Below are 24,302 nucleotides of genomic sequence, written 5' to 3'. Positions count from 1 at the left end.
ACCTCCTATGCTAATTTTGTGTTAATCGCTTCACGATTTTCACTGTTTCGTACGCCGCTTTCTCAATTTGCTCTTTCGTATTTCCAAGTCCGAAACTAAAGCGTACGGATGAACGTATTTGATCGGAGTCTTTTCCGAACATCGCTACTAATACATGTGATGGATCAATTGAACCAGCTGTACAAGCAGAACCACTTGATACCGCAATGCCAGCTAAGTCTAAGTTCACAAGAAACGGTTCAATGTTCATTCCTGTAAAACTAATATTAAGCACATGCGGTAAGCGATATTCTAAGTTTCCGTTTACCTCGAAAGTAATGTCTTCATTTTTGAAGACAGATACCATTATATCTTTAAACTCTTCGTATTGGGCATTTTTTTGCTCACGAGTTTTTTCAGCTAGCAAAATTGCGTGCTGTAAACCAACGATACTCGGTACATTTTCAGTACCAGCACGGCGTTTTCTTTCTTGCTCCCCGCCTATTAATAACGGTTCAAATTTCACATTTGCACCAGCGAATAAGAACCCTACACCTTTCGGCCCGTTAATTTTATGAGCTGAAATCGATAATAAATCAATGCCGAACTCTTTCACATCTATTTCTACTAATCCGTAAGCTTGTACCGCATCTGTATGGAAATAAGCTTGATGCTCTTTTAATAGCTTACCTATTTCCGCAATTGATTGCATCGTTCCAACTTCATTATTCCCAAACATAACGGATACGAGAATTGTCTCTTCCGTTAATGCCTTTTGTATGTCAGAAACTTGAACGCGTCCTGTTTCATCAACAGGTAAATATGTGACTTCAAACCCTTCACGCTCTAACAATTCACACGTATGCAAAATTGCGTGATGTTCAATTTGCGTCGTTATAATATGGTTACCTTTATGGCGATTCGCACGTGCTACACCGATAAGTGCCAAATTATCAGCTTCTGTACCACCACTCGTAAATATAATTTCATTCGGATTCGCATGAATGCTACGTGCACACACACGTCTCGCCCCATCTACTGCATGGCGCGTTTGACGTCCATAAAAGTGAATACTAGACGGGTTCCCGAATGTTTCTGTCATATATGGAATCATCTTTTCGACCACTTCTGGGTGAGTCGGAGATGTCGCAGCATGATCTAAGTAAATGCGTTCCATTAAATCTCCTTCTTTCCAAATCGTTTCACAAGGAATTAAATGTAAAACATATAGCCCCCGTGATTTTCTTCCTCATAACGTACTAAATCTTCTAACGTTGTACTATCTAACACTTCTTGCACCGCATCACGAACACGCATCCATAATTGGCGTTGTGCTGGTTCTTCTTCTTCTATCATTTCTACAACACTAATTGGACCCTCTAGTACACGGATTACATCCCCAGCTGTAATGTTAGCTGGCTGATCTGACAATACATATCCGCCATATGCCCCGCGCGTACTCTTTACTAGACGAGCGTTACGAAGTGGTGAAATTAATTGCTCTAAGTAATGTTCCGATAAGTCATGTGCCTGCGCAATTGATTTTAAGGAAATCGGACCTTCACCAAACTTTTTTGCAAGATCGATCATAATTGTTAAGCCGTAGCGGCCTTTCGTTGAAATCTTCATCTATTTTGCACCTCTTTTCAAATTTTCACTTCTATTGGTTATATCTTATTTATAAAAGAACACAATTTAAAATCCTATGAAATTATAGCATAATATAGTATTATAAGAAATTTCAACTTGTGTATCAAAATGATAACATAAAATCACATTGAAAAACTCGGAAATTATTACAATTGAAAGAAAAATGAAAATATTCATATTCATTTTTCCCACAAAACGGCATCCTATTTCAAATTCCACTAAAAAAAATGATACGATAGAAAGAGATTATACATTAAGGGAGACGGTAAAAATGAAACAACCACTCGCACATCGAATGCGCCCTACAAATATTCAAGAAATTATCGGACAACAACATTTAGTTGGTGAAGGAAAAATTTTATGGCGAATGGTCCAAGCAAATCATTTTCAATCTATGATTTTATACGGTCCTCCAGGCACTGGAAAAACATCCATTGCGAGCGCAATTGCAGGAAGTACCGGAACCCCTTTTCGCCTATTAAACGCTGTTACTCATAATAAAAAAGATATGGAAGTTGTCGTACAAGAGGCAAAGATGCATCGACACCTCGTTTTAATTTTAGATGAAGTACACCGTCTAGATAAAGCAAAACAGGATTTTCTATTACCTCATTTAGAAAGTGGACTCCTTACCTTAATTGGTGCAACGACGAGTAATCCGTTCCATGCTATTAATTCTGCTATTCGAAGTCGTTGTCAAATCTTCGAATTACACGCATTAACAGAAGATGATCTTTTAATCGGCTTAAAACGAGCACTTGAAGATAAAGAAAAAGGTCTTGGCGAGTATGATGTAACCGTTACGCCTGAAGCATTACATCACTTCGCAAATGCTTCAGGCGGAGATATGCGTTCCGCTTATAACGCACTTGAACTAGCTGTTTTATCTAGCTTTACAACGGATGACAAAGCTGCGGAAATCACACTAGAAATTGCAGAAGAATGCTTGCAAAAAAAGAGCTTCGTTCACGATAAAGGCGGAGATGCTCATTATGACGTATTATCGGCATTTCAAAAATCAGTGCGCGGAAGTGATGTAAATGCAGCACTTCATTATTTAGCACGCCTTATTGAAGCTGGTGATTTACAGAGCATTAGTAGACGTCTTCTTATTATGGCATATGAAGATATCGGACTTGCTAGCCCGCAAGCCGGACCGCGTACACTAGCAGCCATAGAATCAGCTGAACGTGTTGGATTCCCAGAGGCACGCATACCACTTGCAAATGCTGTTATCGAGCTTTGCCTATCACCAAAATCAAACTCAGCTTATAAAGCACTTGATGCTGCATTACACGATTTACGTAACGGTCAAACAGGCGACATTCCAAGTCATTTAAAAGATAGTCATTATAAAGGTGCAGAATCACTTGGTAGAGGCATTGGATACTTATATCCACACGACCATCCAAATGGTTGGGTACAACAACAATACTTACCTGATAAAATAAAAAACAAACAATATTATAAACCGAAAACGACAGGGAAATTTGAGCAAGCACTTTCTACTGTATATGAAAGATTACAAAGTTCGAATAAAACGAAAAATAAAGGGTAACATAAGCGAAAACGTCACCATTACGGAGGCTTCGCTTATGAAAACACGTCAAGATGCATGGACAAAAGAAGACGATCTCCTTTTAGCAGAAACTGTTTTACGACATATTCGCAGCGGCAGTACACAAATAAAAGCATTCGATGAAGTCGGCGATACATTGAACCGCACTTCAGCAGCTTGCGGCTTTAGATGGAATGCTGAAGTACGACCGAATTACGAAGATGCGGTGCAACTTGCAAAAAAACAACGTAAAGAATTAAAACGCTCTGAAGCTAAAATAGAAAAAGAGCATTTCACACAAACGAAACAACTCGTAATTGACGCCGAGTTTTCAGAAGATATTACGCCAAATAAACAAGAACTTACAATGCAAAGTGTCATTTCATTTTTGCAAAACTTAGAGCACAATAACCCTTCACTCGCAAAGTTACAAACTGAAAATGACGTATTACAAGCTCAGCTCACATCCCTGCAAAAAACGAATCATGAACTCGAAGCAAAATTAGCAGTACTCTCAAAAAAACAACAAGCAATCGAAGAAGATTATGCAATGCTTGTTAGAATTATGGACCGTGCTCGAAAACTCGTTTCCGTTGAAGAACAAGAAGAACAGATTGCTCCCATTTTCAAGACAGATCAAAATGGAAATTTAGATATTATATATTCTGCTGAGAATTAGAAAAGGGATGTCACTTTTTTGACTAAGTGACATCCCTTTTTGTTTTTTTGGTGGAGAGTATATATGTATGTGTGTGTCGGTAAATGAAATTATATAGACGATTTTTTTAATATATCGACGATTCGACAAAGAATATCGACTTACCGACAAAAGTTGACAATAAAAACCCTTAAGTTCACACAAGGAAACAACCGGAAATAATTGGATATTTTCCACTTAAATGTTATTATAAACATATACTTTTAAAGGGAGCTGGTTACTATTTCTTTAATAGTTTTCAAAATAACACTCGGTGTTCTCGTCCTAACTTTGGCTCTTTTCACCATTAACAGTTTAAAAAAGACGTCCGCCTATAAATCAGATAAATATGATCATTACTTACTAGCCTTACTTACATTTGAACTAGTAGTAATGCAAATATCCCTATTTCTTTAATACATACAAAAAAAGCATATATCCGAAATGGATATATGCTTTTACTTTATTCTTGCCCTACACGTTTCACTTCTACGTTTTTAATGCGTTCACGTACAACGTGACTTGCCATAATTAAGCCTGCCACAGATGGTACGAATGCATTTGATGAAGGTGGTAATTTCGCTTTACGAATTTTTGCATTTTCGTCTGGTACGATTTCTTTACGTACTTCTTCACGAATTACGATCGGGTTTTCGTCAGAGAAGACAACTTTTACACCTTTTTTAATACCCTCTTTACGAAGCTTCGTACGAATTACTTTCGCAATTGGATCTGTATGTGTTTTAGAGATATCCGCAATACGGAAACGAGTTGGATCCATTTTATTTGCTGCACCCATACATGAGATAATTTTAATTTTGCGACGTAAACATTGTTTAATTAAATGAATTTTGAACGTAATCGTATCAGATGCATCTACTACGAAATCCAAGCCATGTTTGAAGAACTCTTCATATGTTTCATCAGTATAAAACATTTCTAATCCAATTACTTCACACTCTGGATTAATGTCTGCAATACGCTCTTTCATTAATTCTACTTTTGAACGTCCTACAGTAGATACTAAAGCGTGAATTTGACGGTTTACGTTTGTAATATCTACAACGTCTTTATCAACTAATACGAGACGCCCAACGCCAGAACGCGCTAACGCCTCTGCCGAAAATGACCCTACGCCGCCAATTCCTAAAATACCGACTGTACTATTTTTTAATATTTCAAGTCCTTCTTTACCGAAGGCTAATTCATTACGTGAAAATTGATGTAACATTCAGCTCTACACTCCTATTACAAAAATGGTCTACCATGTATTCTAGCGTTTTTCCGACTATTTGTATAGAAAAAGTTATAGAATTCCTAAAAATACATATTTCGAGAAGGAAAGCATAGTGTAAACCGCGCTTTTACCTCTTCTCTCAATTATCCATTAAAAAAGTCTAGATGGTATTAGTATAACCATCTAGACCTTATTTTTACTTCTCTTACTTCTCTTCTTTCACGCTCAATTTTAAGCTTAGCTCTTCAAGCTGTGCTTCTGCAACTGGGCTTGGAGCTTCTGTTAATAAGCAGCTTGCGCTTGCTGTTTTCGGGAATGCAATTGTATCACGAAGGTTCGTACGGCCTGCAAGTAACATAACAAGACGGTCTAAACCTAATGCGATACCGCCGTGTGGTGGCGTACCGTATTCAAATGCTTCTAATAAGAATCCGAATTGCTCTTGTGCTTCTTCTTGTGAGAATCCAAGTGCTTTGAACATTTTTTCTTGTACGTCACGCTCGTAAATACGAAGTGATCCACCACCAAGCTCATAACCGTTTAATACAAGGTCATATGCTTGTGCACGTGCTTTTTCTGGTGCTGTTTCTAATAGCTCAACATCTTCACGGAATGGCATTGTGAATGGGTGGTGAGCTGCGAAGTAACGATCTGCATCTTCATCGTACTCAAGAAGTGGCCAATCCGTTACCCATAGGAAGTTAAATTTACTTTCGTCAATTAACTCAAGCTCTTTACCTAGACGTAAACGAAGTGCACCTAAGCTATCTGCAACAACGCTTTTCTTATCTGCTACGAATAGTAATAAGTCGCCAGCAGTAGCTTCTAATGTAGTCATTAACGCGTTTGCTTCTTCTTCACCGAAGAATTTCGCAATCGGTCCTTTTAAGCCGTCTTCTTCCACTTTAAGCCAAGCTAGACCTTTTGCACCGTATACTTTTACGAATTCAGTTAATGCATCGATATCTTTACGAGAGTATTTGCTCGCAGCACCTTTTGCATTAATTGCTTTTACTTGTCCGCCGCTTTCTACAGCACTTGTAAATACTTTAAAGCCACAACCTGCTGCAAACTCAGATAAGTCTGTTAGTTCCATTTCAAAGCGTGTATCTGGCTTATCAGAACCGTAACGAGCCATTGCATCAGCGTATTTCATACGAGGGAATGGTGCACTCACTTCTACACCTTTTGCATCCTTCATAACTTTCGTCATCATGCGCTCCATCATATCTAAAATTTCATCTTGTGTTAAGAATGAAGCTTCGATATCGATTTGCGTGAATTCTGGTTGACGGTCTGCACGTAAATCTTCGTCACGGAAACAACGTGCTACTTGATAGTAACGCTCAAATCCGCCGACCATAAGAAGCTGTTTAAATAACTGTGGAGACTGTGGTAATGCATAGAATTCACCATCATGTACACGACTTGGTACTAAATAGTCACGAGCTCCTTCTGGTGTGCTCTTCGTTAAAATTGGTGTTTCCACTTCTAAGAAATCTTCTGTGTCTAAGAAGTTTCGAATTGTTTTAGTTACGTCGTGACGCATTTTGAATGTGTTGAACATTACAGGACGACGTAAGTCTAAATAACGATATTTTAAACGCACATCTTCTGATGCATCTGTATCATCAGCAATAATGATTGGCGTTGTTTTCGCTGCATTTAATACGTTTACTTTCGTTGCTTGCACTTCAATACGACCAGTTGCCATATTGTCATTAATTGCGCCTTCACCACGCTCAACAACTGTACCTTCTACGTGTAATACGTACTCGCTACGAATTGTTTCTGCTACTTCTAGCGCTTCTTTTGATGTTTCTGGGTTAAATACAACTTGTACGATACCTGTACGGTCACGTAAGTCGATAAAGATTAATCCACCTAAATCACGGCGTTTTTGTACCCAACCTTTTAATTGAACTGTTTGTCCAACTGCTTCTACTGTTACTTTTCCACATGCATGTGTTCTTTCAGCCACTGTAAGTTCCCCCTATATTAATTTCTCTGCTACGTATGAAGCAAATACATCTAATGCTACTTCTTCTTGTTCGCCTGTTGCCATATCTTTTAAGTTGATGATGCCTTTATCTAGCTCATCTTCCCCTAGTACAGCTACAAATTTTGCTTTTAGACGATCTGCTGATTTAAATTGTGCTTTCATTTTGCGGTCTAAATAATCTTTTTCCACTGATAATCCAGCTTTACGAAGATCAAACGCAACTTTCGCAGCATGGTCTTTCGCTTTTTCACCAAGAGCTACAACGTAACAATCGATACTATGTTCAATTGGTAATTCGATGTTTTCAGCTTTTAGTGCCATAATTAAACGTTCAATACTCATCGCAAAACCGATACCTGGCATTTCTGGTCCACCGATTTCTTGTACAAGTCCGTTATAACGTCCACCACCACTTAATGTAGTGATAGCACCGAATCCTTCTGCTTCACTCATAATTTCAAAAACAGTATGTTGATAGTAGTCTAAACCTCGTACTAAGTTCGGATCTTTTTCAAATGGAACATCCATCATCGCTAATAGCTCTTGAACTTTGTCGTAGTATACTGCTGAATCTTCGTTTAAGTATTCTGTAATAGATGGTGCTGTTCCCATTAATTCATGGTTACGGTCCTTCTTACAATCTAAAATACGAAGCGGGTTCTTTTCTAAACGAGATTGACAGTCAGAACAGAACTCGCCAATACGTGGCTCGAAGTGTGCGATTAACGCATCACGGTGTGCTTGACGGCTCGCCGCATCACCTAAGCTGTTTAATACAACTTTAATATTTTTTAAGCCCATGCCGCGGTAAAACTCTACAGCAAGTGCAATTACTTCTGCATCAATTGCAGGATCGTTACTACCGATTGCTTCAATACCGAATTGTACGAATTGACGATAGCGACCTGCTTGTGGTCTTTCGTAACGGAACATTTGGCCGATATAGTATAATTTTGTTGGTTGTGTTGCGTCACCGAACATTTTGTTTTCAACGTAAGAACGTACAACAGGTGCAGTACCTTCTGGACGTAATGTTAAACTACGCTCTCCACGATCTTGGAATGAGTACATTTCTTTTTGTACGATATCTGTCGTATCACCAACACCACGTAAAAATAGCTCAGTGTGTTCAAAAATTGGTGTACGAATTTCTTTATAATTGTAACGACGGCAAATTTCGCGTGCTTGCCCTTCGATATACTGCCATAACTCAACAGTGCCTGGAAGAATATCTTGCGTTCCGCGTGGGATTTGAATAGACATATTCAGTTCCTCCTCAAATTGTTTTAATCTTAATAAAAATAAAAAAACTCCCGCCTCTACTGTTTGAACAGTAGGGACGAGAGTATTATACCCGTGGTGCCACCCTAATTGAAGCACGAATGCTTCCACTTTTTTAATAACGCTTAAATGTGCGTTCATCCCTACTAAGCATATACGCCGTTCAAGTTGAAACCTCTAGAGTGTCATTCAATCAGTCATCATGTAGAAATGTTTTCAGCCTAAGACATTTCTTCTCTTGCCATGTGTGTCTCATTTACTCTTCTCTATCAACGGTTATATTCATATGTAAATATAAAATTACTATACGTTTGTTGAGTAGGATTGTCAAGTACTCTAAGAGCGTTCAATCTGCTTCTTTAAACGCTTTACATCTTGAAGAGAAATTCCAAACTCAGAAGCGAGCTCCATTGAAGTATTGTTTTGCTCTTTTGAAATAAAATCATGAAAATTCACGTTAAACAATTGATTTGCACCATTTGTAACAGAATGCCCTTTTTCATTCATACGCATACGTATATCCCTCACATTCAATATGGATGTTTTACTTTTTATTGTTCCATATTGATTAGAGAGTTATACATAAACGAAAAAGCTATTGATTCCAAAGCAAGTGACCCTTTCATCCGCGGGGTTCACTGTCCACAAATAACGGGATAAATGAACAAAACATACAACAATGTATAAAAAAAGAGAGGATGATATCATCCCCTCTTCTTGAATAGCACTATTTACTATCCACAATTAAGGTCACCGGACCATCATTAATTAAAGAAACATCCATCATTGCTCCGAACGTCCCTGTTTCTACATGCAATCCTTGCTTACGAACTTCTTCATTAAAGAAATCGTATAAACGCTCTGCATAGTCAGGTTTAGCAGCGCCCATAAAGTTTGGACGTCTTCCCTTGCGGCAATCTCCGTATAATGTGAATTGCGAAATTGATAAAACTTGTCCTTCTACATCAAGTACAGAATGGTTCATCTTTCCGCTCTCATCTTCAAAAATACGTAAGTTCGCAATTTTTTCTGCAATGTAAGTTGCATCTTTTTCTGTATCTTCATGCGTAATGCCAACTAGTAATGTTAAACCGAACGGAATTTGTCCTACGATCTCACCGTCTACTGTGACAGACGCTTCTTTTGATCGTTGTAAAACAACTCTCATCTTTTCTACACTCCCTATTAATGCATCATGCGTCGTACTGCATAAATTTCTGGAACACGTTTAATGCGTTCTACTACTTTTTTCAAATGCTGTAAGTTACGAATAGAGATTGACATATTAATTGTCGCCATCTTATTACGGTCACTTCTACCAGAAACTGCCGAAATGTACGTTTTCGTCTCTGTAACAGCTTGTAATACTTCATTTAATAAGCCACGGCGATCGTAACCTGAAATTTCGATATCAACGTTATACTCAATTTCTTTTTCAGGGCTACCTTCCCACTCTACTTCTAATAAACGTTCTATAGCTTCTTCTGTATGAACATTTACACAATCACGGCGGTGAATCGATACACCTCGGCCTTTCGTAATATACCCAACGATATCATCACCTGGAACCGGGTTACAGCATTTTGATAAACGAATTAATAAATTATCCGCACCACTTACTTTAACGCCAGAATCCCATTTTCGAATTTTCATCGGTTTACGAACTTCTTTAACTTCAACAATCTCTTCTTCTTCACGTTGCTTACGGAATTTGTCCGTTAGTCGCGTAACAATTTGCGACGCTGTAATCCCGCTATATCCAACTGCTGCAAACATATCTTCTTCATTTGCAAAATTGAACTTCTCAGCAACACGTTTTAAATTGTCAGGAGCTAGCACTTCTTTCATCTCATACTCTAAGCCACGTACTTCTTTTTCAACAAGTTCACGGCCTTTTTCAATATTTTCATCTCTACGTTGCTTCTTAAAGAATTGACGTATTTTGTTTTTCGCATGAGATGTTTGGGCAAGTTTCACCCAATCTTGACTTGGTCCATACGAATGTTTCGATGTTAAAATTTCAATGATGTCACCAGTTTTTAATTTATAATCAAGTGTCACCATTTTCCCATTTACTTTTGCACCAATTGTTTTATTTCCAATCTCTGAATGCACGCGATACGAAAAGTCAATCGGAACAGATCCAAGTGGCAATTCCATTACATCGCCTTTCGGTGTAAAGACGAATACCATGTCAGAGAATAAATCAATTTTTAATGACTCCATAAACTCTTCTGCATTAGAAGCTTCATTTTGCCATTCTAATATTTGACGGAACCAAGTAAGTTTCTTCTCTAATGTACCTGTTGTTTCTGCTGTTTTTCCTTCTTTATACGCCCAGTGCGCCGCGATCCCGAATTCTGCAATCTCATGCATTTCTTTCGTACGAATTTGCACTTCAAGCGGATCACCTTTCGGCCCAATTACAGTCGTATGAAGAGATTGATATAGATTTGCTTTCGGCATCGCAATATAATCTTTAAAACGACCTGGCATCGGCTTCCAGCACGTATGAATAATTCCAAGCACTGCATAACAATCTTTAATACTATTGACAACGACACGTACAGCTAATAAATCGTAAATTTCATTGAACTGTTTATTTTGCAGTGCCATCTTACGATAAATGCTGTAAATATGCTTTGGTCTTCCAGAAATCTCAGGTTGAATTGAAACCTCTTTTAATTTCTCACGAATACCAGTCATTACTTCGTCTAAATATTCTTCACGCTCTGCACGTTTACGCTTCATTAAATTTACAATACGATAGTATTGCTGTGGATTTAAATAGCGAAGTGACGTATCCTCTAACTCCCATTTAATAGTACTAATTCCGAGTCTATGTGCTAAAGGTGCAAAGATTTCTAACGTTTCATTCGCAATGCGACGCTGCTTCTCTTGAGGCAAATGTTTCAATGTACGCATATTATGAAGACGATCAGCTAGTTTAATTAAAATAACTCGAATATCTTGAGCCATTGCAATAAACATTTTGCGATGGTTTTCTGCTTGTTGTTGCTCATGAGATTTATATTTAATCTTTCCGAGCTTCGTTACACCATCGACAAGCATAGCAATTTCTTTATTAAATTCCCGTTCAATATCTTCTAATGTAATCTCTGTATCTTCCACTACATCATGTAAGAAACCTGCTGATACTGTAGCTGGATCCATGTGTAAATCAACTAAAATACCTGCAACTTGAATTGGATGAATAATATACGGTTCACCCGATTTTCTATATTGTTCGCTATGCGCATCACGTGCATATTCATAGGCACGTGCCACTAGCTCAATATCTTCATCCGCTAAATATTGACTTGCTTTCTCGAGTACCTGTTCAGCTGTTAGTACCTGCTCATTTGCCATCGAATCACCTTTTATTGAAAATTGACTTTATCTTAATTAAGTTAGAATAAATTATATTCTATCATTATAACCTAATGATTGTGAATTGTGAAAAGGAAAAGATTTTACTGACATTTCACCTTATTTTTTTGTGCAATTATACAAAAGTACCCGCTCCTCTCCAAGAGATTCACGGGTACTTTTTATCACCGTAGTTTTACCTATATAGTGATTAGTATTTTTCTAATACTAATACATCGTAACCATCTAACATTTTACGACCATCTAAGTAAGTAAGCTCTACTAAGAATGCAATTCCAGCTACAACTCCGCCAAGTTCTTCAACTAGCTTAATTGTCGCTTCAATTGTTCCACCTGTAGCTAATAGATCATCTGTAATTAATACGCGTTGACCTGGCTTAATTGCATCTTTATGGATTGTTAAAACATCTTTACCATATTCTTTACCGTAGTCAACTGTAATTACTTCACGTGGTAATTTCCCTAATTTACGAACTGGTGCAAAACCTACTTCTAATGCATAAGAAACTGGGCAACCGATAATGAAGCCACGTGCTTCTGGCCCCACTACAACGTCAATGTCTCTTTTCTTTGCATACTCAACGATTGCATCTGTTGCTGCTTTGTATGCTTTACCGTCGTTCATTAACGGTGTAATGTCTTTAAATACAATACCTTCTTTTGGATAATCCGGTACAATTGCGATATGTTGCTTGAAATCCATATTTCTGAATCCTCCTCAGATCTAAAAGGTTTGTAAATACAAATCCTTTACCCTAACTGTTCTACTTCTTTATGATTACGAATCGTTTCAAACCATGTATATAGTTGCTGATATGTGCTATAAACCAATTCTTTTTCTAATTGTAAGTGGTTCATTTTCTCACGATATGTGTTCGATTCAATTAAATCACGCTTTTGTTTTTTGTCTGCCATAAAAATGACGCCATCTTTTATTGTAACAAATTCTAACTCAAAAAACACCTGTGTCATGAAATTTACTGTATCTTTTGACCAACCTTTATGTTGACAAAGTTGTGCTCCGTATTGTCTTAAAGAAAATGGTGCTTTTTGGCTCAAGAACGAATAGTACCATTTAAAGTGTTCTCTCGTTGGAACAGTACTAAATAAATGATTATTCTCTTGATAAAATAGCGTATAAATTCGCGATGGGAACCCAACTTTAAATAAATCTCGTAATTCATCTGTTCCTTTTGGTAAATCAAGTAACACGATGTATTGATCATCCAATTGGGTTACTTCTGATGCATGCATCATATGCTCTTTATAGTCTTCTAAAGAAAATTTATTCAATACCTCTTCAGAAAAATACACCATCGTAATTTTTTCTTTCGGAAGTTCTGCTACATTCGCTTCTACGTTACGCATACTACGCCAATCAAATAATTGCCACGCTTCTACAGCAATATCTTGTACCATTAATTGCGGCTTCTTAAAATTATTCCATTCATTGATAGATGCTTCTCCTATTACAGATACCTTTGCAACTGGAGAAATTTCTTTCGCATACGCACCAAAACCAAATCCGATTGTATCCAGTGTCGCTTGTCCATCGCGAAGAGCCATTTTCAAATGAGAACCATCTGATCCGATTGCACGAATACTTTCTAGCTCTGCGTCCTTCACTGCAATACGCGGTTTTGGATTTCCAACACCAAATGGCGCTAACTTTTGCATATCTTCAATTGCTGCAAGCGTTACATCTTCCACTTTACAAAAAACATCAACAGCTGTAATTGGAATAAAATCTTCTTCTGTTAAAATTACCTCTGCATGTTCATTTAAGCGGCGGCGCAATTCATCTACATCATTCATATGTAGCGTCATTCCCGCTGCCATTGGATGTCCTCCGAAGTGTGGCAATAACTCTCTACAATCTGACAAGTTTGCAAATAAATCAAATCCTGCAATACTACGTGCTGAACCTTTTGCTGTTTCTTTTACAGGATCAATGCATAATACAATCGTTGGACGATAAAAACGTTCAACTAATTTAGATGCGACGATTCCAATTACACCTGGATTCCAGCCTTCTTTTGCCAGTACTAGTACTTTATTGTCTTCTGGCGGGAAATTATTTTCCACTTCAGCGATAGCTTCTTCTGTAATTTGCTTTACAATATCTTTTCGCAGTTTGTTCAGCTCATCAATTTCTTCAGCCAACTCTTTCGCTTCTTCCGGATCATCTGATAATAAAAGATGTACAGCCGGCGTAGCATCTTCTAAACGCCCAACTGCATTAATACGCGGTGCGATCGAGAAGCCAATGCTCTCTTCTGTAATTTCACTTTGCGATACGTTAGCAACTTTAAACAGCGCCTTTAGTCCGATATTTTTTGTCATGCGCATATGTTTTAAACCGCGCTTCACTAGCAATCTATTCTCACCATGAAGTGACACTAAATCGGCTACTGTACCAATTACTGCAATTTCTAATAAATGTTCCGGTACACGGCCTAATAGTGCATGCGCAACTTTAAACGCAACACCTACACCAGCTAAATAGTGGAACGGATACACACCGCCATCTAATTTCGGATGAATAATCGCAAGTGCTTCTGGCAATTCCGGCGGTGGCTCATGGTGATCCGTAATAATCAGATCTACTCCAAGCTCCTTCGCTACCTTCGCTTCATGAACTGCTGCGATACCAGTATCAACAGTAATAATTAGCGAGAACCCTGCGCTATGTGCCCAACGAAATGCTTCTTCGTTTGGTCCATATCCTTCTGTAAAACGGTTTGGGATATAAAATTCTACGTCTGCCCCTAATTCTTGCAAGGCAAGATATAACACAGTCGTACTACTTACTCCGTCCGCATCGTAGTCACCAAATATTAATATTTGCTCTCCATTTTGAATCGCCTTATTTACACGTTCTACCGTTCTATCCATTCCTTCTAATAAAAATGGATCATGAAATTCTTGATTTTCTGTATTTAAAAAATCTAAAATCTTATCTTCTGTATCTAGTCCTCTACCAAGGAATAACGAAACGACAAGTGGTGATAATTGTAATTTACTTGCTAATTCACTCACTCGTTCACCATTATATTCTTTTTCTTTCCAACGCGTCTTCGGTTGTAACACGAAATCACCCCTTAACCTGTTCATTATACAAGACAGATTAAGGGGTGACAATATAATGCAAACTACGACGCAATATCTATATACTAAAATGTTAATAATGTTTAATTTGGAGAATACGGATTTATATGTACAAACACATTTTGTACGTTATCTTGTTTCATAAGCGTTTCTTTCACATGCTTTCCAATGCGGTGCCCTTCCTCTACAGTAATGTATGGATCTACAGAAACTTTAATATCAACAATAACGTAATGACCATGCTCCCTTGCATATAAAGAGCCAATTTTTTTCACACCGTCTATTTGAAGTACAGCCTCTCTAAGCGGAACAACATCTTCCTCATGCAGAACATGATCAAGCGTTGCATGAATTGCTTCTGTCCCAATACTCCATGCCATTTTTGCAACAAGAAGTGAAACAAATAATCCTGCAATTGGATCGGCGTATACAAGCCAATCTAATCCGAACTTACCACCGATAATCGCTGCACAAATACCGATTAAAGCTGCAATTGAAGAAAATACATCCGAACGGTGCTCATATGCATTTGCAATAATTGCATCACTATTTACTCTCTTCCCTAATCGGAATTTATATTGAAACATTCCTTCTTTCACAACAATCGAAAGAACAACAGCAAAAATCGTAATTCCTTTCGGTGGTTCTAGTTCTTGCGAAAAAGCTTTTATAGACGAAATTGCTATCTCGATTCCCACAATAAATAATAATACTGCAACAATAATAGCTGAAATCGATTCCGCTTTACCATGACCATACGGATGATCTTCATCAGGCGGTTGCTTTGCTGCTCGCAATCCAAACAGTACAGCTAGCGAACCAATTACATCTGATGCAGAATGCACGGCATCCGCTAATAGCGCTTTACTGTTCCCAATATAACCAATTACCGCCTTTACAATCGCTAATATAATATTACCAACGATCCCGACAATAGCACCAAACTCGGCCTGTTTAAAACGTTCATCTTTTTCCATAATTAAAATCCCTTCTTTTCTTAACCTATCTTTTTATTGTAACAAAAATAGCGATAACATCACCAGTCTCTTCCATTTACCCATTTCAAAGTTGCTATCTTATTGTATCCACAAACGAAAAAAGAGATGCCTCATAAAGAGACATCATCTTTTTTATACTTGCGGTTCAGATTCTACTTTCTCAACCTTTTTCTTGTTTTTGCCCTTTTTCAAACGACGGTTTTCAAGCATTAACCAAATTTGAGAAGCGACAAAAACAGAAGAGTACGTACCTACAACTAATCCAACAAGTAACGCAAACGAGAAGTTACGTAATGACTCACTACCGAAGATAAGTAACGCAATTACCGGGAATAACACTGTTAATACGGTGTTAATCGAACGACCAAGCGTTTGGCGAATACTTGCATTTACGATTTCTTCTAAGTCTTTTATATCGCGAACTCGTTTTTTCTGTTTGTATAATTCACGGTTTCTATCAAATGTAACAATCGAGTCATTAATAGAATAACCGATGATTGTTAATACCGCAGCGATAAACGTTAAGTCTACCTCTAATTGGAAAATACTAAACATAACAATCATAACGAACGCATCATGTAATAATGCAAGTACTGCAGATAATGCATACGTAAATCTAAATCGAATACTTACGTATAGGATGATAACCGCAGAAGCAATCAGTACAGCGATAAATGCATTTCGTGCAATCTCTTTACCAATTGTCGGTGAAACTGTACTTACGTTTGGCTCTGTACCATATTTATCATGGAAGAATGTTTTTGTTTTCGCAATTTCATCTTTTGATAGAACACCTAATGTACGAACTGCGAACCCTTTATTGTCATCCCCAGTCGGTACAATATTTTCTTCCTTCACATCTATGTTCAATTCTTTAAAATCTTTATGAACATCAGACACGGTAACTGCTTGTTTTGATTGCAAGTCCATACGTGTACCACTCGCAAAGTCAATACCAAGATTCAGTTTGAAAATTGGTAAAATGATTGCACCCGCAATTACAACTACCATTGAGAAGATAAGGAATTTATGACCGACATTTACAAAGTTAATACGATCAAATTTCGTTGGTGGATGTACTACACCTTTTGTTAATGGAATAATATCCTTTTGTTTCACACCGAAATATCCTGGTTTTTTATCGAAGTAACGACTCTTTACAAGTAATCCTAGTAAGAAACGAGTACCGAATACGTTTGTAACGAAACCGACTAAAATACTTACAATTAAACTTGTCGCAAACCCTTGTACTGAGCTTGTACCATATACGAATAACACACCTGCAGCTGCCAGAGTCGTAACGTTTGCATCTAAAATTGTCGCTAATGAACGATGGTTACCAGCACGGAATGCTGACATCATTGACTTACCAATTTTCAACTCTTCCTTCAGTCTCTCGTACGTAATAATATTCGCATCAACCGCGATACCTACCCCGAGCACTAATGCCGCAATACCTGGTAATGTAAGAACCGCATGCATCCAGTTAAATACGAGTAGCGTAACAAAAATGTATAGACCTAACATAATTACAGCTACAAGCCCTGGTAAACGGTAATATACAAGCATAAATAAGAAAATAAGAGCGATACCGATCGCACTAGCGAAAATCGTTTGGTCTAATGCTTGTTGACCAAATTTCGCTCCAACTGATGTTGAATACATTTCTTTTAAATCAACAGGAAGTGCACCTGCATTTAATAAAGATGAAAGTTGTTTCGCACTTTCAACTGTGAAGTTTCCACCTACGATAGATACTTCAGCTTGGTTAAACACTTGGCTTACTGTTGCTGCTGATAAGAACTTCGGATTCGGCTTTGCAGATTCTGCTTTATACGAATCTTTTCCTTCTTCAAAGTCTAGCCAGATTACCATTAAATTCGTTGGTGGTGGCATTTTTGAAATTTTTTCAGTTACTTCACGGAATTTTTCAGCGCTCTTTAGTGTAAGACCTACGCTCGCACGACCTTGCTCATCAAATGTTTGCTTCGCTCCGCCGCCTTTTAAATCCGTTCCGTCCATAAGAAGGTTATCATCTACATCACGGAATGTTAATTTCGCTTGCGTTGATAACATTTCACGTGCTTTTTGCTGATCTTGTACACCAGCTAGCTGTACACGAATTCGATCTTGCCCCTCGATTTGAATGTTCGGCTCACTTACACCAAGAACATTGACACGATTTTCCAGAGCACCTACTGTACTTACAAGTACGTCTCGATCGATTTTATCACCTTTTTTGGCTGGTTTTACTTCATACAGAATTTCAAAACCACCGCGAAGGTCTAGTCCTAGACTAATTCCTTTTGCTATGTCTTTTCCTGCCGCACCAATTACTCCACCGATTAATAAAACGATGAGGAAAAAGGCGGCAATTCTCGTACCACGCTTTGCCATATGTACCCTCTTTCTGCTACTAACACTTTAAATAAATCTCTTACGATTCACTTTTACACGTGTGCATACGCCTAGTTAGTAGACTTCCTTTCTATAATTTTGCTAGTTCATCACTAGCTGTGTCGGTAAGTTTTTCATAATACCTACACTTTCATTATTTATTTTTTCTCTTCACTACCCCCTTTATATATAATCTTAGACATAATCATTTCCTCATTATCAATACCTATCATTATACTGCAAAAGGAAGAACAAACCAATTGCAGTCGGTTATTTATTTTCATATTCATCAAATGACCAAAGTGGCGCTTGATATGCTTCAACAGTTAAATAAGTCATATATTCATTAGCACTTACTCTTAATACATCATTTACTAATTCATATAACCTCACATCGCTGTCTATCTTCTTCCACTTTTTCACTTTAAGAAACTTCCAAATGTCATCATCTGTTACTCGGTCATAACCGAACATGTGGAACTCTTCTACTTTGCTTTCTAAAACGACTTGTAACTGTCCGCGGTATGATTCTACCAAAGCCTCTTTTTCTAACATACATAACATCTCCTTCTTATTTCAGCACGAAAAGTCGCTTTTAATCCCGCTCTAATGGACAGCAATAACTACTTTCAAGAGCACAATCATACTTCACTCTCTCAAATGCTTGTCATTCTTGTCTCGTACGTGCATATAAATTATTGTAAATCATTCCACTGATTTTGAGAAGGTAGGAGAAGACCATGACGAGACAAAGCTTTTTAAAAGGCGCATTTATTTTAATGATTGCCGGCTTTATTACCAAAATCCTTGGATTTATTAACCGGATTGTAATGGCACGTATTTTAGGAGAAGAAGGCGTTGGCCTTTATATGATGGCCGTTCCTACATTCATTCTAGCAATTACATTAACACAAGTCGGCCTTCCTGTCGCAATCGCAAAATTTGTAGCAGAAGCAGAAGCTGTGAATGATAAACAAAGAGTTAAAAAAATATTAACAGTATCATTAGCAGTTACATCCGTTATTAGTATCATTTTAACAATTGGAATTATGCTCCTCACACCTATTTTAGCAAAAACATTATTAACTGATGAAAGAACGTACTATCCATTAATGGCCATTTTACCTGTCGTTCCTGTTATTGCCGTTTCTTCTGTTTTACGCGGCTATTTCCAAGGGAAACAAAACATGAAACCTAGTGCTTACGCCCAAGTTATAGAACAAGTTGTCCGCATTACAATTATCGCTATATGCATTCAGTTATTTTTACCTTACGGTGTAGAATACGCTGCAGCTGGTGCTATGTTATCAGCCGTTCTCGGTGAAGTTGCATCGTTATTATTTTTACTCACTTTATTTCAGCGCGAAAAACATTTATCTATACGCTCTGGATTTTTCACTACTGTAAAAGAAAGCAAAGGGACATTTTATTCGCTTATGGATATCGCTCTTCCAACTACAGGAAGTCGTTTAATCGGTTCCGTTTCATATTTCTTTGAGCCTATCGTCGTTATGCAAAGCTTAGCGATTGCCGGCGTTGCTGCCTCTGTCGCAACCCAGCAATACGGTATATTAAACGGTTATGCCTTCCCACTTCTTTCACTGCCAGCCTTTATTACATACGCCCTTTCTACAGCACTCGTTCCATCTATTAGTGAAGCGATGGCTAAAAGACAGCATAAATTAGTGGAGCACCGCTTACAACAAGCTCTTCGCATTTCATTAATTACCGGTGGGTGGTCAGTCGTTATATTGTACGTATTCGCTTCTCCTGTTTTAACTCTTATGTATGGATCGGATAGTGCAACAGCATTCATCCAGCTTCTTGCACCTTGCTTTTTATTTCATTACTTTCAAAGTCCACTTACCTCTGTTTTACAAGCTTTAAACTTAGCACGGGCTGCGATGATGAATACATTTATTGGCGCAATCGTGAAATTAATCGTTATTTTTGTACTAGCTTCAAGGCCAGATTTTCAAATGATGGGGGTTGCACTCGCTATCGCTGCAAATATAGTAACGGTAACATTCCTTCATTACGCTACTGTTTTAAAGAAAATTACATTTACCATTTATGCAAAGGACTATATTTTCGGTGGACTTGCTATCGGCATCGCAGGCGCTTTCGGTTTTTACCTTCATAAATATATGATTTTCTCTCATTCACTCGGCGTACAAACATTATGGGAAATCACTTTAACAACAATCGTTTATATTATCCTCCTCTTCACTTTCAAACTCATTCGAAAAGAAGAGTTAAGTCGACTTCCAATCATTCGAAAACTTTCATTTTTGAAGTAAACGGGCTTACTATTTCATATAGTAAGCCTCTAGTTTTCTTTCAAATCAACAAAAAATTGTCCATTTTGAAAGCTGCAGTATAAAATTTGTTTGATATCGTTATAACCTAAGTTTTTTAATTTGCCAATGAGCCATTCGTCTGTATGTTCAATCATTTGTAAATGATTCGATTGAATTTCTCCATCAATAATAAGAGGAAGAGTAAACTGCAATGCATCCTGTTTACCTTTTTGTTTTTGAAAGACAGATAACTTCCCAGATGGTTCTAAAATAGCGTATTCTACATCCCGTACATCTCCGACTCCCTGCTCCCTTAACTGCATCATTAAATCATCTATATTATAACGTTGCTTTCTCATCTTCTTTTCATCAATCTTTCCCGCATTTACAAGAATAGCCGGCTCACCTTCTATTAAATGCCGAAATCGTTGAAACTTTAATGAAATGACTGACAAAATGATCTGTATACACATAAGAAAAGTCATCGGAACTAATTGGTGCCAAAGTGATTTATCGGTATTTTCAATTGCGACTACAGCCATTTCACCAAGCATAATGAATACGACTAAATCTAATACACTTAGCTCTCCAATTTCACGTTTACCCATAAGACGAAAAATAATTAATATGATGATATACAAAAGCATCGTCCGGCCAATGATTGATACCCATTCCATTTCTACATCTCCTTTTTTACATATAGACTCCCCTATAAAAAATAAACTAGTCTAACTTCAGCAAAAAGAAAATATGCTTGTATTAAAAAGGGGGAATGTATAAATGGATGGAACGAAAAAATTATCAACTGCAATCGGCTTTGGTATCATTACCTTATTAATTCTGGCAACAATTATTAGCATGGTTATGGCTCTTTTATTAAAGTTTACAGATATGAATGAAGGCACATTAGCCGTTACTATTTTCATACTTGCTCTTTTATCTATGCTTATATCCGGATTTACTGCCGGCAAAAAGGCACAAGGGAAAGGTTGGCTAGTAGGTTTCACAACAGGTCTTACATTCGCTATACTTGTTTTTCTAGTTAACTATTTAGGCTTCTCTCAAACTTTATCGAACTCACAGTTACTTTATCAATTAGCATTAATGGGGGCGAGTACACTCGGTGGTATTTTTGGGGTAAATATGTCAAAACAAAATAACTAAAAAAAGCCCTGCACATTTCATGCAGGGCCTTCCTCATTAGTTTTTCACAACTTCACGAATCGCATTGCGATCGAAAGTTAAGTGTGAACCACCAGATTTAATAACGATTTTCGTATCATCTACTGATTCGATTGTACCGTGTAAACCACCGATTGTTACGATAGCATCACCTTTTGATAACTCACTTTGCATTTGAGCAACTGCTTTTTGACGCTTTTGTTGCGGGCGAATTAATAAGAAATAGAAAATCGCAAACATCGCAACGATCATAACGATATTCATCATACCTGGATTCATCTTTTTTTCCTCCTTTTAAATTATGTATTAGAAGTTTTTAGCATTCGGTTTATTAAAGCCATACTGTTCAAAGAATTCTTCGCGGAAATCGCCAAGACGGTCTTCACGAATAGCTTGTCTCACCTGCTCCATTAAGTTTAACAGAAAATGAAGGTTGTGATAAGACGTTAAACGAATTCCGAACGTTTCATCACATTTCATTAAGTGACGAATGTACGCACGAGAGTAATTTTTACATGTATAGCAATCGCAATTCGGATCAAGCGGACCAAAGTCTCTTGCGAATTTCGCATTTTTTACAACTAGACGGCCTTCACTTGTCATACATGTACCATTTCGAGCGATACGAGTTGGAAGTACACAATCAAACATATCAATACCACGAATTGCACCGTCGATTAATGAGTCAGGAGAACCTACTCCCATTAAGTAACGTGGCTTATTATCTGGAAGAAGTGGTGTTGTAAACTCAAGTACACGGTTCATAATATCTTTTGGTTCTCCAACAGATAAACCACCTACAGCGTAACCAGGGAAGTCCATTGAAACAAGGTCTTTTGCACTTTGACGACGAAGCTCTTCGAACTCTCCGCCTTGTACGATACCGAATAAGCCTTGATCTTGTGGACGTTCATGCGCTTTTAAACAACGTTCTGCCCAGCGGCTTGTACGCTCTACAGACTTCTTCATATATTCAAAAGTAGCTGGGAATGGTGGACACTCATCAAATGCCATCATAATATCTGATCCTAATGCATTTTGAATTTCCATCGCTTTTTCTGGTGATAAGAATAATTTATCTCCATTTAAGTGATTACGGAAGTGAACGCCTTCCTCTTCAATACGACGGAAGTCACTTAAACTGAATACTTGGAAACCACCAGAATCCGTTAAGATTGCACGATCCCAGTTCATAAATTTATGCAAACCACCTGCTTCACGAATAATTTCGTGACCTGGGCGTAGCCATAAGTGATACGTATTACTTAAAATAATGCCAGAATCCATTGCTTTTAATTCTTCTGGTGACATTGTCTTAACTGTTGCAAGTGTACCAACTGGCATGAATGTTGGTGTATCAAATGAACCGTGCGGCGTATGTACGCGTCCTAAACGGGCACCTGTTTGTTTACAAGTTTTAATAAATTCATAACGAATTGCTGTCATAATTTACTCCTTTTATTTGTTTCCCATTTTAGCGTGAGATGCAACGAACATTGCATCACCAAAACTAAAGAAACGATATTTTTCTTTTACTGCTTCATTATAAGCATGAAGTACATTATCTCTGTTCGCAAATGCACTTACAAGCATAATTAATGTTGATTTCGGTAAATGGAAGTTTGTAATTAAACCATCAATTGCTTTAAATTCATAACCTGGATACATAAAAATGTCTGTCCAGCCCGAAGCAGCACAAAGCTTGCCATCATGATCTGTCGCAATTGTTTCTAACGTACGAGTTGAAGTCGTACCTACCGTAATAATACGTCCACCACTCTCTTTCACACGATTTAATAATGCCGCTGTCTCTTCAGACATATGGTAATATTCTGCGTGCATATGGTGTTCTTCAATCGTATCGGCAGAAACTGGTCTAAATGTTCCAAGCCCTACGTGAAGTGTAATGAAAGCTAACCCGACGCCTTTTTGTTTTAACTTCTCCAGTAACTCTTCTGTAAAATGAAGTCCTGCAGTTGGCGCTGCTGCTGAGCCGATCTCTTTCGCATATACCGTTTGGTAGCGATCGCGATCTTCTAGCGTCTCTTTAATATATGGAGGAAGTGGCATTTCCCCAAGTTCATCTAAAATTTCATAGAAGATGCCGTCATATGAAAATTCAAGCTGACGTCCACCTTGATCTGCAGTTCCTGTACAAGTTGCTTTTAATTTCCCTTCGCCAAAAGAAATAATAGTTCCTTCTTTTACACGTTTCGCTGGCTTAACAAGCGTTTCCCACGTATCGCCTTCTTCTTGTTTTAAAAGAAGTACTTCAATGTGTGCGCCTGTATCTTCTTTCACACCGTGCAAACGAGCAGGCATAACTTTCGTTTCATTTAAAACTAAGCAATCCCCCTCATGTAAGTAAGAAAGAATGTCCGTAAAATGTTTATGCTCAATATCGCCTGTTTCACGGTCTAACACCATTAATCTTGATGTTTCACGATCTTCTAACGGGACTTGTGCAATAAGTTCTTCTGGTAAATGAAAATCAAACAGATTTATATCCATAACTATATCCAC

Annotated in this window: 21 protein-coding genes and 1 other annotated feature; of the genes, 4 read left to right on the top strand and 17 right to left on the bottom strand. The window is 37.7% G+C overall.

All coding sequences use genetic code 11. The annotated features are described in order from the left end of the window. Window positions 1-10 precede the first annotated feature (10 nt). Window positions 11-1,156, bottom strand: a complete 1,146-nt coding sequence (locus AABL52_RS05475; protein ID WP_098258453.1) for a cysteine desulfurase family protein — start codon at window positions 1,154-1,156, stop codon at window positions 11-13. A 35-nt stretch (window positions 1,157-1,191) separates the two neighbouring features. Continuing rightward, window positions 1,192-1,608: a cysteine metabolism transcriptional regulator CymR gene (cymR, locus tag AABL52_RS05470; protein ID WP_000704116.1), complete on the bottom strand. Its 417-nt coding sequence runs from the start codon at window positions 1,606-1,608 to the stop codon at window positions 1,192-1,194. A 292-nt stretch (window positions 1,609-1,900) separates the two neighbouring features. Here cymR and AABL52_RS05465 point away from each other — a divergent pair, with 292 nt between their 5' ends. Further along, the gene (locus tag AABL52_RS05465) at window positions 1,901-3,187 is read left to right on the top strand and encodes a replication-associated recombination protein A (RefSeq protein WP_341519022.1); all 1,287 of its coding nucleotides are present in this window, start codon (window positions 1,901-1,903) and stop codon (window positions 3,185-3,187) included. Window positions 3,188-3,224: 37 nt separating this feature from the next. Continuing rightward, window positions 3,225-3,866: an RsfA family transcriptional regulator gene (locus AABL52_RS05460; protein ID WP_000857720.1), complete on the top strand. Its 642-nt coding sequence runs from the start codon at window positions 3,225-3,227 to the stop codon at window positions 3,864-3,866. A gap of 481 nt (window positions 3,867-4,347) precedes the next feature. On the opposite strand, the gene AABL52_RS05455 is transcribed toward AABL52_RS05460, so the two are convergent. The 11 genes from AABL52_RS05455 to AABL52_RS05405 form a co-directional block, all read right to left on the bottom strand. Then, on the bottom strand, window positions 4,348-5,115 hold the full coding sequence (locus AABL52_RS05455) for a tRNA threonylcarbamoyladenosine dehydratase (RefSeq protein ID WP_000903182.1): 768 nt from the start codon (window positions 5,113-5,115) through the stop codon (window positions 4,348-4,350). A 211-nt stretch (window positions 5,116-5,326) separates the two neighbouring features. After that, a complete protein-coding gene (gene aspS, locus AABL52_RS05450) occupies window positions 5,327-7,102 on the bottom strand; it encodes an aspartate--tRNA ligase (RefSeq protein ID WP_098585858.1) in 1,776 nt (591 codons plus the stop codon). 12 nt (window positions 7,103-7,114) lie between these two features. Continuing rightward, complete coding sequence (gene hisS, locus AABL52_RS05445; protein WP_097844063.1) at window positions 7,115-8,386, bottom strand: histidine--tRNA ligase; 1,272 nt, start codon at window positions 8,384-8,386, stop codon at window positions 7,115-7,117. Window positions 8,387-8,455: 69 nt separating this feature from the next. Beyond that, window positions 8,456-8,686 (bottom strand) — a binding site (T-box leader). A gap of 54 nt (window positions 8,687-8,740) precedes the next feature. Then, a complete protein-coding gene (locus AABL52_RS05440; RefSeq protein WP_001242605.1) occupies window positions 8,741-8,917 on the bottom strand; it encodes a hypothetical protein in 177 nt (58 codons plus the stop codon). 214 nt (window positions 8,918-9,131) lie between these two features. Next, on the bottom strand, window positions 9,132-9,572 hold the full coding sequence (locus AABL52_RS05435; RefSeq protein WP_097844010.1) for a D-tyrosyl-tRNA(Tyr) deacylase: 441 nt from the start codon (window positions 9,570-9,572) through the stop codon (window positions 9,132-9,134). A 17-nt stretch (window positions 9,573-9,589) separates the two neighbouring features. Beyond that, window positions 9,590-11,773, bottom strand: a complete 2,184-nt coding sequence (gene relA, locus AABL52_RS05430; protein ID WP_001262800.1) for a GTP diphosphokinase — start codon at window positions 11,771-11,773, stop codon at window positions 9,590-9,592. Between the two features lie 211 nt (window positions 11,774-11,984). Beyond that, entirely contained in the window at window positions 11,985-12,497 is a 513-nt protein-coding gene (locus AABL52_RS05425) for an adenine phosphoribosyltransferase (protein ID WP_000346221.1), read from the bottom strand. A gap of 47 nt (window positions 12,498-12,544) precedes the next feature. Next, window positions 12,545-14,884, bottom strand: a complete 2,340-nt coding sequence (gene recJ, locus AABL52_RS05420; RefSeq protein ID WP_341519021.1) for a single-stranded-DNA-specific exonuclease RecJ — start codon at window positions 14,882-14,884, stop codon at window positions 12,545-12,547. A 101-nt stretch (window positions 14,885-14,985) separates the two neighbouring features. Next, complete coding sequence (locus AABL52_RS05415) at window positions 14,986-15,879, bottom strand: cation diffusion facilitator family transporter (RefSeq protein WP_073516592.1); 894 nt, start codon at window positions 15,877-15,879, stop codon at window positions 14,986-14,988. Window positions 15,880-16,032: 153 nt separating this feature from the next. Further along, a complete protein-coding gene (gene secDF / locus AABL52_RS05410) occupies window positions 16,033-18,297 on the bottom strand; it encodes a protein translocase subunit SecDF (protein ID WP_063260738.1) in 2,265 nt (754 codons plus the stop codon). A 270-nt stretch (window positions 18,298-18,567) separates the two neighbouring features. After that, window positions 18,568-18,852 (bottom strand): post-transcriptional regulator, encoded by a 285-nt coding sequence (locus tag AABL52_RS05405; RefSeq protein WP_000890213.1) that lies wholly within the window; start codon window positions 18,850-18,852, stop codon window positions 18,568-18,570. A 185-nt stretch (window positions 18,853-19,037) separates the two neighbouring features. On the opposite strand from AABL52_RS05405, the gene spoVB reads away from it, so the two are divergent. Next, complete coding sequence (spoVB, locus tag AABL52_RS05400; RefSeq protein ID WP_341519020.1) at window positions 19,038-20,597, top strand: stage V sporulation protein B; 1,560 nt, start codon at window positions 19,038-19,040, stop codon at window positions 20,595-20,597. Window positions 20,598-20,626: 29 nt separating this feature from the next. Here spoVB and AABL52_RS05395 read toward each other — a convergent pair whose 3' ends face one another. Next, window positions 20,627-21,274 (bottom strand): DUF421 domain-containing protein, encoded by a 648-nt coding sequence (locus AABL52_RS05395; RefSeq protein ID WP_341519019.1) that lies wholly within the window; start codon window positions 21,272-21,274, stop codon window positions 20,627-20,629. Between the two features lie 103 nt (window positions 21,275-21,377). On the opposite strand from AABL52_RS05395, the gene AABL52_RS05390 reads away from it, so the two are divergent. Beyond that, on the top strand, window positions 21,378-21,761 hold the full coding sequence (locus AABL52_RS05390) for a TIGR04086 family membrane protein (RefSeq protein ID WP_000349143.1): 384 nt from the start codon (window positions 21,378-21,380) through the stop codon (window positions 21,759-21,761). 36 nt (window positions 21,762-21,797) lie between these two features. Here AABL52_RS05390 and yajC read toward each other — a convergent pair whose 3' ends face one another. Genes yajC through queA form a run of 3 tightly spaced genes read right to left on the bottom strand, consistent with a single transcriptional unit; the run spans window position 21,798 to window position 24,290 of the window. Further along, window positions 21,798-22,058: a preprotein translocase subunit YajC gene (gene yajC, locus AABL52_RS05385; RefSeq protein WP_001068068.1), complete on the bottom strand. Its 261-nt coding sequence runs from the start codon at window positions 22,056-22,058 to the stop codon at window positions 21,798-21,800. A gap of 27 nt (window positions 22,059-22,085) precedes the next feature. Further along, the gene (gene tgt / locus AABL52_RS05380) at window positions 22,086-23,225 is read right to left on the bottom strand and encodes a tRNA guanosine(34) transglycosylase Tgt (protein ID WP_000125362.1); all 1,140 of its coding nucleotides are present in this window, start codon (window positions 23,223-23,225) and stop codon (window positions 22,086-22,088) included. A 12-nt stretch (window positions 23,226-23,237) separates the two neighbouring features. After that, a complete protein-coding gene (gene queA, locus AABL52_RS05375; RefSeq protein WP_088097856.1) occupies window positions 23,238-24,290 on the bottom strand; it encodes a tRNA preQ1(34) S-adenosylmethionine ribosyltransferase-isomerase QueA in 1,053 nt (350 codons plus the stop codon). Window positions 24,291-24,302 lie beyond the last annotated feature (12 nt).

This window comes from Bacillus paramobilis, assembly GCF_038096195.1.
GTDB classification, from domain to species: domain Bacteria; phylum Bacillota; class Bacilli; order Bacillales; family Bacillaceae_G; genus Bacillus_A; species Bacillus_A mobilis.
The sequence above is the reverse complement of the archived record's forward strand: the minus strand, read 5'-3'. Positions and strand labels throughout refer to the sequence as shown.

Excerpts from the sequence above, each read along its gene's own strand:
- AABL52_RS05475 (WP_098258453.1), bottom strand. The coding sequence starts at position 1,156 with ATGGAACGCATTTACTTAGATCATGCTGCGACATCTCCGACTCACCCA.
- cymR (WP_000704116.1), bottom strand. The coding sequence starts at position 1,608 with ATGAAGATTTCAACGAAAGGCCGCTACGGCTTAACAATTATGATCGAT.
- AABL52_RS05465 (WP_341519022.1), top strand. The coding sequence starts at position 1,901 with ATGAAACAACCACTCGCACATCGAATGCGCCCTACAAATATTCAAGAA.
- AABL52_RS05460 (WP_000857720.1), top strand. The coding sequence starts at position 3,225 with ATGAAAACACGTCAAGATGCATGGACAAAAGAAGACGATCTCCTTTTA.
- AABL52_RS05455 (WP_000903182.1), bottom strand. The coding sequence starts at position 5,115 with ATGTTACATCAATTTTCACGTAATGAATTAGCCTTCGGTAAAGAAGGA.
- hisS (WP_097844063.1), bottom strand. The coding sequence starts at position 8,386 with ATGTCTATTCAAATCCCACGCGGAACGCAAGATATTCTTCCAGGCACT.
- AABL52_RS05440 (WP_001242605.1), bottom strand. The coding sequence starts at position 8,917 with ATGCGTATGAATGAAAAAGGGCATTCTGTTACAAATGGTGCAAATCAA.
- AABL52_RS05435 (WP_097844010.1), bottom strand. The coding sequence starts at position 9,572 with ATGAGAGTTGTTTTACAACGATCAAAAGAAGCGTCTGTCACAGTAGAC.
- relA (WP_001262800.1), bottom strand. The coding sequence starts at position 11,773 with ATGGCAAATGAGCAGGTACTAACAGCTGAACAGGTACTCGAGAAAGCA.
- AABL52_RS05425 (WP_000346221.1), bottom strand. The coding sequence starts at position 12,497 with ATGGATTTCAAGCAACATATCGCAATTGTACCGGATTATCCAAAAGAA.
- AABL52_RS05415 (WP_073516592.1), bottom strand. The coding sequence starts at position 15,879 with ATGGAAAAAGATGAACGTTTTAAACAGGCCGAGTTTGGTGCTATTGTC.
- secDF (WP_063260738.1), bottom strand. The coding sequence starts at position 18,297 with ATGGCAAAGCGTGGTACGAGAATTGCCGCCTTTTTCCTCATCGTTTTA.
- AABL52_RS05405 (WP_000890213.1), bottom strand. The coding sequence starts at position 18,852 with ATGTTAGAAAAAGAGGCTTTGGTAGAATCATACCGCGGACAGTTACAA.
- spoVB (WP_341519020.1), top strand. The coding sequence starts at position 19,038 with ATGACGAGACAAAGCTTTTTAAAAGGCGCATTTATTTTAATGATTGCC.
- AABL52_RS05395 (WP_341519019.1), bottom strand. The coding sequence starts at position 21,274 with ATGGAATGGGTATCAATCATTGGCCGGACGATGCTTTTGTATATCATC.
- AABL52_RS05390 (WP_000349143.1), top strand. The coding sequence starts at position 21,378 with ATGGATGGAACGAAAAAATTATCAACTGCAATCGGCTTTGGTATCATT.
- yajC (WP_001068068.1), bottom strand. The coding sequence starts at position 22,058 with ATGAATCCAGGTATGATGAATATCGTTATGATCGTTGCGATGTTTGCG.
- tgt (WP_000125362.1), bottom strand. The coding sequence starts at position 23,225 with ATGACAGCAATTCGTTATGAATTTATTAAAACTTGTAAACAAACAGGT.
- queA (WP_088097856.1), bottom strand. The coding sequence starts at position 24,290 with ATGGATATAAATCTGTTTGATTTTCATTTACCAGAAGAACTTATTGCA.